Consider the following 9,850-nt stretch of genomic DNA (forward strand, 5'->3'; position numbering starts at 1 on the left):
CCTACTCCCTGTGTGCCTTCGCCTCCCACGACTCCGGCGGCCGCTGCGCGGTCGGCCGCGAGTTCGCGGCCGCGCGAGAAGATGCCGAACCCGATGGCGGCCGTCGCGGCAAAGGCCCACCCGAGCGGGTCAAGGCCAACCGCGTCCGGACCGTCGTACAACTCTTCGGCCGCGTGGACCGGGACGAGCAGCCCCGCCGCGAGATCGAGGTCGCCGTTAGCGAGGTGAGCGAGTTCGTGTGCGAGCACCGCGTCGCGTTCTGCGGACGACAGCGCGGTGAGGAGACCCTCACTCATGACTATCGTCGGCTTCCCGCCGCCGATAGAGACCAGTGGGTCCTCTGGGCGGTAGGTGGTGTACGCGAGCGGGGTCGCTGTTGACCGGATGCGGACGCTTGGTTCCGGCACGTCGAAGCGGGCGGCGAGGCGACGACAGGCCGCGGAGACCGCGTCTTCGCCGTTCTCCGACGCGGCCGGTCGGGAGTTCGCGAGCAGCGTCCGCCGCTCCCGGCGCACGCCACGAACAAGGGTCCACGCAACGCCGGGACCGGCGATAACTAGCGCGACAGCAGTGCCGATGAGGACGGCGTGGTTGAGTTCCGTTGTCGTCGCTCCTCCACCACTGCCCAGAACTTCGAGGATAAATACAGTCGGGAGAGCCGCCAGCGTGAAAATGACGGCGAGGAAGACAATCGACAATAGTCCCACCGCGAGGAGGGCGCGAAAGACGAGCGACAGGGAGTGACGGAGTCGCATTTGTGGATCGTACTCAGTCTTATTTTATAAACTGGTCTCACTCCTGTTGCCACCCGGCGAGTGAAGCACAGGCTGTACTTACCACCCCCTGGTCAGAGTATATCACTTTCTAAGGATTTCAACAGAGCCGTCACAACGTACTTTGTGTTCTTGCGCTGAAGATAAGCCCCGGCGATAATGAATAACCCAATGAGGACGAGAGAGAGGGGCAGTCCGATGACAAGGGCTGGGATCAAGCTACTCTCGTGTAGTTTCTCAGACCAAACAATCTCTTCATCCTCGTCGAGGGGTTTGCCAGTCGGCAATTTCAGGGTCAATAGTAGACGACTCGGCCATACGAGGCCATTTGCCAGATGGTATATTAATTACTATGGAGATTAATAGTTGTGTATGAGATCGGTTACAAAAACGATACTTATTGGTGGTGGTGTAGCACTCGCTGGCTGGGTTGGATGGGGCATCTACTCGATCAAGAAGGCAAAATCAGTCCCGTATGAACAGCTACGAACGGTAAACGACACTGAGATTCGTCGCTACCCGCAGACGGTTCTTGTTGAAACGACGGCACCAACTCAGCGGATTGCGTTTCAACGCCTTTTCAGATACATTTCGGGAGCCAACCAAGGTAACGAGTCCACCTCTATGACGGCCCCTGTTGAAACCCAATCCAGGGATTCAATTGCGATGACTACTCCTGTTCGATCAGAGGCGACTGAGACTGGAGCTGAGACGATCCGGATGGCGTTCTATCTGCCCTCCGAGTATACTCCTGAAACGGCACCAGAACCGACAGAACCGGATGTCAGACTCATTACCGAACCACAGAAGACAGTCGCTGTGGATCAGTTTTCTTGGTATGCACCAGAGTGGCGGGTCACACGACGGACACAGAAGCTTCTGTCCACGCTTGAAGGTGAAGACATTGAACCGGAGGAAGATCCCTATCTTCTCCGGTATAACGACCCGTGGACACCACCGTTTATGCGACGAAATGAAGTAGCGGTAGAGGTGGTTGAGGAGGATTGACAGTGACTGATTCGGGAACACGGATCTGAACTGAACATCAAAGTGTGCGAGATACAGCGCGCACAAGTATTGACCACATCAGAGTCAGTGTCACCGAACAGTCCCGTGAGAGAAATATAGAATCTGTTTGTCTATGGACGATTGCGGGCAATAGATTAAATCTGAGATGTCTTACCATCGAAAAGGGATGTATATCGGACCAGAACAACCAGGGCGATGGCTAGTCCGAGGGTCGGGTATTCGATCGTGACCACCAGCCATTTCGCTGATTGAGTGGTGTTCATCAAGCTGATGAGAGCAATACGATAGCTATCGGGGTTTGAGTAGATCAGGATAACCCAGAGATTCTCCAGTGCATCGAGAAGCCGTGAACAGATGGTCAGTACCATGCCGAGCTTCGGAACCATCACTAGACGGTCGTCGAACGACAGTCGTTTCATCACGAGTGAGTGGAGCGAGAAAAAGAGAAAGAACCCAGCGACGATAAAGAGGTAATCGAGCACAGAGAGAAGAACAACCGAATCCATGACCGGCTCGAATGCCTGCAAGATGGTGTCTACGTCGGCCCGAGTCGTTGCCTCCTGTAGATCAGCGGTCGAATAACCGGACACCTCGATCTCCCTCGTGACCGGGACGAATCCAAAGACGATAGTTCCGACGAACACACAGAAAGAGATGATTGCGACGACGCCGTGCGTTCTAGAAGAGCCGGCCTCCGCGTACGCTTCGATCGGTCGGAAGACGCTGATCTTTCCTCGCATGTTTGCGACTATGCTGGCGGTTGTTAAGCGGGCCCGATAATAAAGTGAAGAGTTGCCACCGCTTTCAGATTGTTGGCTTCAGCGGATACGATCACTACGAGCGTAATTTAATTTCTTCCACAAACTGTCGAACCACTACGCCCGCGAATACAACCTCGTGGCCGTAGAGGACTTGGATGCGAAGGGCTTGGTCGAACTCCCGGGCAACTCGCGGAACCGAGCAGGAGCGGCGTGGGGAACGTTCCTTCGTATGCTCGAATACAAGTGCGAACGCGAGGGAACGCACTTCGTCTCCGTGAACCCGCGCGGAACGACCAAAGAGTGCGCGTCGTGTGGTGTTTCGACCGAGAAACCGTTGTGGGTTCGTGAACACTCCTGTCCGGCATGCGGGTTCGAAGCCGACAGAGACGCAAATGCGGCGTGGAATATTCTTTCTCGCGGTATCACAAAGCAATTAGGAGCGGGACGCTCCGAATCAACGCCTGTGGAGAGTGCGCTCCCTGTGGATACGCCTGTATCTGCAAAGCGCGTTGTGGAAACAGGAAGCCCCACCCTCAAGCGCGAGCCAGTAGGCGAGCGGTAGGAGGGGTAGTTCACTCTCTACTTTGATCAGGGCCACCGCCGCTGGTACAGGCGTAAGCGGTCGCGACCCGATCAGTTATTCACGACGAACGTTTATTTATCATATCACGTTTGCAATGACTAACGCTACACACCTACTCGTCACAGTGTTTAGCCACGACACTAACCTCCAATGAGGCTTCAACAGCTCTTCAAGAGTCAATCAGAGCTCAATCTAACTGACGGACCGATTCCACGCGCTCTATTTTTTCTCTCGTTTCCGATCGTCATCACCAATCTGCTCCAGGTCGGATACAACCTCGCCGATACCTTCTGGCTGGGACGTTACAGCACTGAGGCGCTCGCCGCGATCAGCCTCGGGTTCCCGCTCGTCTATCTGTTCATCTCACTCGGGCTCGGATTGACGGTCGCTGGCAGCGTTCTCGTCGCTCAACACACCGGCGCCGAACAGCCCGCGAAGGCCGAGTATGCGGCCTCTCAAGCTGTCATCTTCACTTTGTTAGCTGGGGTTATCCTCGGAGCGCTCGGCTACAGTTTCGTTGCTGAACTTCTCAACGTGTTTGATGCCGAGCCAGTTGTACTGGGACTGGCGACCGAGTACATGGAAGTCATCAGCCTCGGACTGCCGTTCCTGTTCGGCTTCACGATCTTCATCGCGCTGATGCGAGGCGCGGGAGACACCATCACACCGATGCTAGTCATGCTCGGGACGGTCGTACTCAACGTCGCACTTGATCCACTCCTCATCTTCGGAGTCGGACCGCTCCCTGAACTCGGCGTTGAGGGCGCTGCCATCGCCACCGTCTTCGCGAGGGGTTCTGCGATGGTCGTCGGGATCTGGCTCATGCTTCGGGGAGCACACGGTATCCAGATTCACCTCCGGCAGATGGTCCCAGACCTGAGCTACAGCCGAAAACTGCTCCGAATCGGTGTGCCGGCGTCGATCGAAAACACTGGCCGCGCCGTCTCAATCAATGCGGTCTTAGTGATCGTCACGCTGTTCTCGACGTCTGTTGTCGCCGCCTTCGGCGTCGGCATTCGAGTCTTCTCGATGATCTTCATGCCCGCGATTGCCATTGACCGCGGCGTCGAAGCGATGACCGGCCAGAATATCGGCGCGGGACGACACGACCGGGTGGTCGCGACCAATCGCTTCGCCGCAAAGATGTCGTTTCTGCTCTTTTCGGCTGTCGGCCTCGCGACCTTCGTATTCGCTCCCGAGATCATCGGGATCTTCGACGACTCGCCGGCCGTCGTCGCCGAGGGCTCCTCATTCCTGCGATGGATCGCACTTACCTTCGGCTTTGTAGGCGTTATCAGAGCCTACAGCGGTGGTTTTCGTGGCGCCGGCAAAACACTCACCGCTGCCACTATTGCTGTCGTGTTGTTCGGGTTCATCCGACTCCCGATCGCTTACGTGGCGTCGCAAGGACTGGTCCCGATTGACGGCTGGTTCTTTGCGACACCGTCGCCGGCGGGCATCTGGTTCGCCTTCGCGGTCTCAAGTGTGATCGCTGCCATCGTCGCGGCGGGCTGGTTCGAGAGTGGCGGCTGGCGTGGTGGCGATCTGACCGACGAAGCGATGGAGGCGTCAAATACGAGTGCTGCCGATGGAGACTCCTCAGCCGGTGGTAGGACTGGCGAGGGGAGTGACCAAGACATGATCTCTGAAACCGATTGACGATGCTGATAAAATTCTATTTTTCAGATATATGTTCACTTAAACAGCCTGTCGATAAAACCTGCGAACTGACTACTAAAGTAACTAACAGCTGAAAAATGATATCTGTACTGGTATGCAAGATGGAAGGCGCGTATCTTGCAGGAGGACGTGTTCAGCTCGGAGTTCCCAAATCGGTCAATACAGGGGACTCACGAATCGCTCAATACTAGATGTTTCTTGAGTTGTCTCTACGTCTTGTCGTCTCCGTCACCAACTACGAACGTGGGGACAATCCCGAAAGTACCGTAATCTCGGTATAAAAGGTGATATATGATGCTCTCTCAACTACCAATACATTTGCTCGTTCAATTGGGGGAAGCTAATGCTGTGGGTCGCACTACTAGGGAAGGCTCACACACTATGATACCGGTGTTGGGAGACAACAACTATGACAGGTAAATCAATCGAATTGCTTGACATGGATGACACGCGGGCCGTTTCACCGGTCATCGCAACGATACTCGTGGTTGCGATAACTGTGATTCTCGCGGCCGTTATTGGCTCCTCCCTCTTGGGACTGACTAGTACCCTCAAAGAACCCGCACCGGTGGTGTCCCTCTCTGTTGCTGACGCACCCGAGAACGCCCCACCCCCGCGGCGATCGACAAACGGGGAGATCACAAACTGGGCGGAAATCAGCCACAATAACGGCGATATAATTCACGCCAGTGACCTAAAGATCTTGATCAAAAACAGTAGCGGGACTACTGTCGCGACATTGCAGCAGTCAAACAGCTATTCGGCTCTGTTGAAATCCTTGGAGAGTTACATGTTCAGCCTGTAATTCGACGAGATGAAGGCCCTCCCGAAGTCGCAGATTCTCCGGTTTACTGAGAAGGCGATCAATCTGGCACGGCGGGCAGTCTCTCGATACTCCTCGAAGTTCTCTAAACACCGCTATACACTCCCGCAGCACGTTGTTTTGCTGTGTCTCAAAGTCAGGAAGAACACGACCTATCGTGGTCTGCTTGACGAACTGATCGAGATGCCACGCATTCGTCGAGCTCTTGGATTAGCTGAACTACCTACGCCATCAACACTCTGTAAGGCGTTCAATCGGCTTGATATGGCTGTATGGCGTGTTATATTAACTCTCTCAGCGACACTACTTCCGACGAGCGGAATCGTTGGAGTCGATGCGTCAGGGTTCGACCGGAGTCACGCCTCGAAACACTACACGAAACGAGCCAAACTCACGATTCAACAGCTCAAAGTGACGCTATTGGTCGATGCGAAGATGAACGCAATCCTTGATCTCCACGTGACGACGACACGAAAACACGATAGCCAGATTGCGCCGTCGTTGATCAAACGCAACCCCGAGACAATCAACATCCTGCTCGGTGACAAAGGCTACGACGACCAGAAGATCAGACGACTTGCCCGTCAACACGAGGTTCGCCCACTGATCAAGCATCGTGAGTTCACATCGCTCCACAAGGCATGGAACGCACGCTTAGACGCTGATCTCTACGGCCAACGGAGTCAATCTGAGACCGTCAATTCGACACTCAAGCGAAAGTACGGTGCGTTCGTCCGATCACGACACTGGTGGAAACAGTTCCGTGAACTCACCATCGCTTGTCTCGTTCATAATCTCGACCGGTCACTCTGAGCAGTCAATATAGACGGTAAACCGGCTATTCTTTGACCGTGTAGTTAGTCACATGCCGGATAAGTGTCTACAGTAGGCTCTCCATCTTCTATGGTGATCGCCAACCCACCACCGTTTGGGATCTCGATTTGTTGAGGCTCATACTCAGTACCAGACAAGCTGATTGTCACGGAATATGTGGTTTCAGCTTCTAACTCTACATCAATTTGCGTTTGATCGTCGTCACCGTTGGATTGACCTACGCTGTATTCTTCAGTCAGCACAGTTTCTCCGTCTTCTTCAATAAGAACATCAATATCATACCGCTGATCGTCTTCGTTAAAGATAGTAGGAGGGGCAGTTCCCTTACAGTGTGGTTCCTGAGGAGTGTCTGTATCATACGTACATCCCGAGATTCCAACAGTGAGTATAGCGGTCGTGGATAAGAACAATTGACGACGATTCATTCCATATATTCCGAATTTCTGTGCTTATAAGAATTGGGTGGAAATCGCTGTACGTTGTATCTTGCACGGCTTCCGGACTATCTCTTGAACTGGTAGACTCCTCGGTGGTCAATACGCAGGTCGGATCGACCAGACGTTTCAGGCGAAGATATGTCTGAAGAATAGGATTTCAACAGGGCCAGCTATTCTTATTTTGAGACTGATAATGATGCTAACGACTACCTAAGACTCTACAGTGACTCGTCAAGTTCGTCTGCTGTGGACACGACCAGTACGTTAGCCGCCGGTGACACCTGGTACATCGCCGTGGACAATGCACGTTACAAGTCAGGTGTACTTGCCTTCCCTGACGGCCAGTACACAGTCGCGCTCATTCACCAGCCTTCGCAGTCGCTTATATCGCAGTCCGAAGTAACGATCAGTTGATTTGACCGAACTACAGTCGAAGTATTGTGTCGCTCAAAAATTATTATACATTAACAGAACGCTCGATGGTCAATTCGCAGCTCTCATCGACCGGGTGTTTCTGGTGAAAATCTGTCTGAAAAAGAGGATTTCGACAGAGCCCAGTATTCGGAATTCTACTGTAGCACCGTATGTTTGCGAATCCGTGATTCGCATACCGATACAGTCCGATCCGCACCCAAATCGCCCCCTTGCTATCCCAGTTCTACATGATCTGTTGTAGGTACAACCAGTAGAAGCTACTATTCGCCTTAACTATCATCCCGAGCGCGAAGGCATGAAGCGTGTCTGGCTCAACCAGTCCGACGTGAACGACGAGGCCGGAACTCTAATTGATGAGGCGCAGTCTCCACAACAGAGAGTCTTCTTTCGACTCGGCGCACAGGCCGGCCTCCGGCGTGAGGAGACCGCGAGCGTCACAACGAATAATAGGACAAGCCAGGTTCACAGATACGCTCAGAAGTACCGAAGAGGATGGGACCCTTGGTACCATTTCGTCCCTATGGGGTGGAGCTACCAACCATAGAAGACATGAGAGGCATGTATTGGTGTTTCGAAAGGTGGTGAGCTGTCCTTTGCGGTAGGCCTTCGACGTGATCGCCACAGCTGTCGTTACAGATTCGGATACTGTTACAGGATCTAATAGTTATTACAGGTTCTGATACGTGTTACAGTCTATTTGGGAGTGTCATAGAATTCTTCTCACGGTGTTTATTCCCCAGTATTAATACTGAATCGGCCGTGAGAACTTGCCTGCTTGACGAACACTACGGCCGCCGCAATCAGCGTGAAAAGATGGAGCAGTGGCGAAAGTTCCTCGACACATCTGATTTGGCGTAACTGTTATTGATACACAATTTCAACACAGTAGTATGTCCGAAGCCAGTTCGCCGCCCGAGAAAACGACGGTCAACATCCGAATAACGGAGACATTTCTCTCCGACGTCGACGCAACATGGGAAGATTTGGGGTACAACAGCCGTAGCGAGTTCGTTCGCGACGTACTCCGTGACGCGGTGAAACATCCGGAGTTCAACCGTGCAGATCTCAAGGCGATTGCTGCGAGCGAGGTCGACATTCAGGAAGGGCGGACACACTCCAGCGAGGAGATCAAAGCTGAGTACGGGCGTGAAGATACAAGTGAGCGATGAGTGAGGAGTGGGACTGGAAGCTCACCGATCGGTCGAAGCGACAACTCGACGCACTCGACGAATACGCTCGCGACCGGATCATCTCGAAGCTTGAAGAAGTTGTCACCGATCAGTGGCGAGAGCCGACAGACCACCTCGAACCGCTCACGGGAGCGCCACATCAGAAGCTTCGGGTTGGACAGTTCCGCCTGGGATGCCGTGCCGATCGTGAACAACGGATACTCTATGTGGTCGCGATCAGAAAGCGGGGTGGAAACGCGTACAGAGGTGACGATTGAAAGGTTGTGCGACCAGTACTGAGCGATTGAGGATAGATAACTATCACCTATTGATAATTTCAACAAATCCAAAGATGTATAATTCGACGATCATGACTGTTAAATTGCTCACCGATTTACCAGACAGTAATGTCTGAGACTGATACTGACGACACAGAAACACCGGCTCTCCCCGGCCGTTTGCTGTTCGGGACTGGCCTTGTAGCGCTCGCTGTGCGGAATCTCACTAACCACGAAGGACGGGTGGCATACGCCGATGCCAAAGGGGTCCCTGACGCAGAGAAGGTCGTGCCAGCAGGAAGTGGTCTCCTTCTCGGCGGGGGGATTGGAATTAGCATGTGGAAGGCCCCAAAACTCTCCGCGAGCGCTGTAGCTGCGTTTTTGCTAGGTGTGACGCCACTCATGCATAACTTTTGGGCAGTTGATGAGGAGGAGCGTGACGGAGAACTCACATCGTTCCTCCAAAATCTCACGCTCCTTGGCGCAGCACTCGCATTCCTCAGCCGTGCGAGAGAGGACTAACGCTCACGCCACGCACTGTATTGAGCGAATCGAGTCGCTGGCTGTGTGAGCAGATCGGCGCGCAAGATTCGCGCGTTCTATTCAGCAGCGCTAAACTCACCTACCTCGTTCTTGTCACAAGCCGACTGCTACATATAGAGGGTAAAGTCAGCGGGCTCTCCCATTTTTCATCCGGGGTTCGGTTACGAGTCAATCGATAGAATACCTCTATGACAATCGGGCAAATTGTCACAGGAAAGCACATTACTGAATTAGAACTGCATTACAATATCGGGGGTGAAAATGAGAATAGCGAGTAGACTAATCATTACGAAAATCGAGGCAAGACGTAGTATACCGGCGGCCCGTCGTCGGTGGTTCGGTAGTGATTCAGCAATTCCAGATAGCCCAAATCCGGCACACATGAAGAATATGAAATTGCCCGGAGTGGAGTTGCCTATTATTGCGTACGCTCTTGTGGCGGAGATTGTTGGTGAGTCATAGCGCAGTTTCGAGGATGGTTTTGAGCGCTTCTTTCCCCGGTTTT

10 protein-coding genes and 2 pseudogenes are annotated in these 9,850 nt (G+C 53.4%); 8 read left to right on the forward strand and 4 right to left on the reverse strand.

Going from position 1 to position 9,850, the window contains the following annotated elements:
• Nucleotides 1–755: M56 family metallopeptidase (locus BN903_RS17795; RefSeq protein WP_228840977.1), on the reverse strand; the 755-nt coding region annotated here is incomplete at its 3' end.
• Nucleotides 756–1,145: 390 nt separating this feature from the next.
• Here BN903_RS17795 and BN903_RS15360 point away from each other — a divergent pair.
• Nucleotides 1,146–1,781, forward strand: coding sequence for a heme-binding protein (locus BN903_RS15360; RefSeq protein ID WP_079890513.1), 636 nt, complete (start codon nucleotides 1,146–1,148; stop codon nucleotides 1,779–1,781).
• Between the two features lie 155 nt (nucleotides 1,782–1,936).
• Here BN903_RS15360 and BN903_RS00455 read toward each other — a convergent pair whose 3' ends face one another.
• Complete coding sequence (locus BN903_RS00455) at nucleotides 1,937–2,542, reverse strand: hypothetical protein (RefSeq protein ID WP_048075843.1); 606 nt, start codon at nucleotides 2,540–2,542, stop codon at nucleotides 1,937–1,939.
• Nucleotides 2,543–2,651: 109 nt separating this feature from the next.
• Here BN903_RS00455 and BN903_RS15365 point away from each other — a divergent pair.
• From BN903_RS15365 to BN903_RS00470, 4 genes and pseudogenes are all read left to right on the forward strand, one after another.
• Nucleotides 2,652–3,125: pseudogene (locus BN903_RS15365) on the forward strand (RNA-guided endonuclease InsQ/TnpB family protein); the annotation flags it as partial.
• Nucleotides 3,126–3,296: 171 nt separating this feature from the next.
• A complete protein-coding gene (locus BN903_RS00460; protein ID WP_048075844.1) occupies nucleotides 3,297–4,805 on the forward strand; it encodes an MATE family efflux transporter in 1,509 nt (502 codons plus the stop codon).
• Nucleotides 4,806–5,235: 430 nt separating this feature from the next.
• Nucleotides 5,236–5,631 carry a type IV pilin gene (locus tag BN903_RS00465; RefSeq protein ID WP_052334861.1) on the forward strand — a complete coding sequence of 132 codons (396 nt, stop codon included), beginning with the start codon at nucleotides 5,236–5,238 and terminating at the stop codon, nucleotides 5,629–5,631.
• A 9-nt stretch (nucleotides 5,632–5,640) separates the two neighbouring features.
• Nucleotides 5,641–6,462, forward strand: a complete 822-nt coding sequence (locus BN903_RS00470) for an IS5 family transposase (RefSeq protein WP_048075845.1) — start codon at nucleotides 5,641–5,643, stop codon at nucleotides 6,460–6,462.
• A gap of 44 nt (nucleotides 6,463–6,506) precedes the next feature.
• On the opposite strand, the gene BN903_RS16190 is transcribed toward BN903_RS00470, so the two are convergent.
• A complete protein-coding gene (locus tag BN903_RS16190) occupies nucleotides 6,507–6,908 on the reverse strand; it encodes a hypothetical protein (RefSeq protein WP_154017950.1) in 402 nt (133 codons plus the stop codon).
• Nucleotides 6,909–8,245: 1,337 nt separating this feature from the next.
• On the opposite strand from BN903_RS16190, the gene BN903_RS00480 reads away from it, so the two are divergent.
• From BN903_RS00480 to BN903_RS00490, 3 genes are all read left to right on the forward strand, one after another.
• Complete coding sequence (locus BN903_RS00480) at nucleotides 8,246–8,524, forward strand: ribbon-helix-helix domain-containing protein (RefSeq protein ID WP_048075847.1); 279 nt, start codon at nucleotides 8,246–8,248, stop codon at nucleotides 8,522–8,524.
• Entirely contained in the window at nucleotides 8,521–8,802 is a 282-nt protein-coding gene (locus BN903_RS00485) for a type II toxin-antitoxin system RelE/ParE family toxin (protein ID WP_048075848.1), read from the forward strand. Before BN903_RS00480 ends, BN903_RS00485 begins: the two co-directional genes overlap by 4 nt.
• Nucleotides 8,803–8,931: 129 nt before the next feature.
• Nucleotides 8,932–9,324 (forward strand): DoxX family protein, encoded by a 393-nt coding sequence (locus tag BN903_RS00490; protein ID WP_048075849.1) that lies wholly within the window; start codon nucleotides 8,932–8,934, stop codon nucleotides 9,322–9,324.
• Nucleotides 9,325–9,575: 251 nt separating this feature from the next.
• On the opposite strand, the pseudogene BN903_RS17805 reads toward BN903_RS00490, so the two are convergent.
• Nucleotides 9,576–9,850, reverse strand: a pseudogene (locus tag BN903_RS17805) (hypothetical protein); the annotation flags it as partial.

The organism is Halorubrum sp. AJ67, from assembly GCF_000513435.1.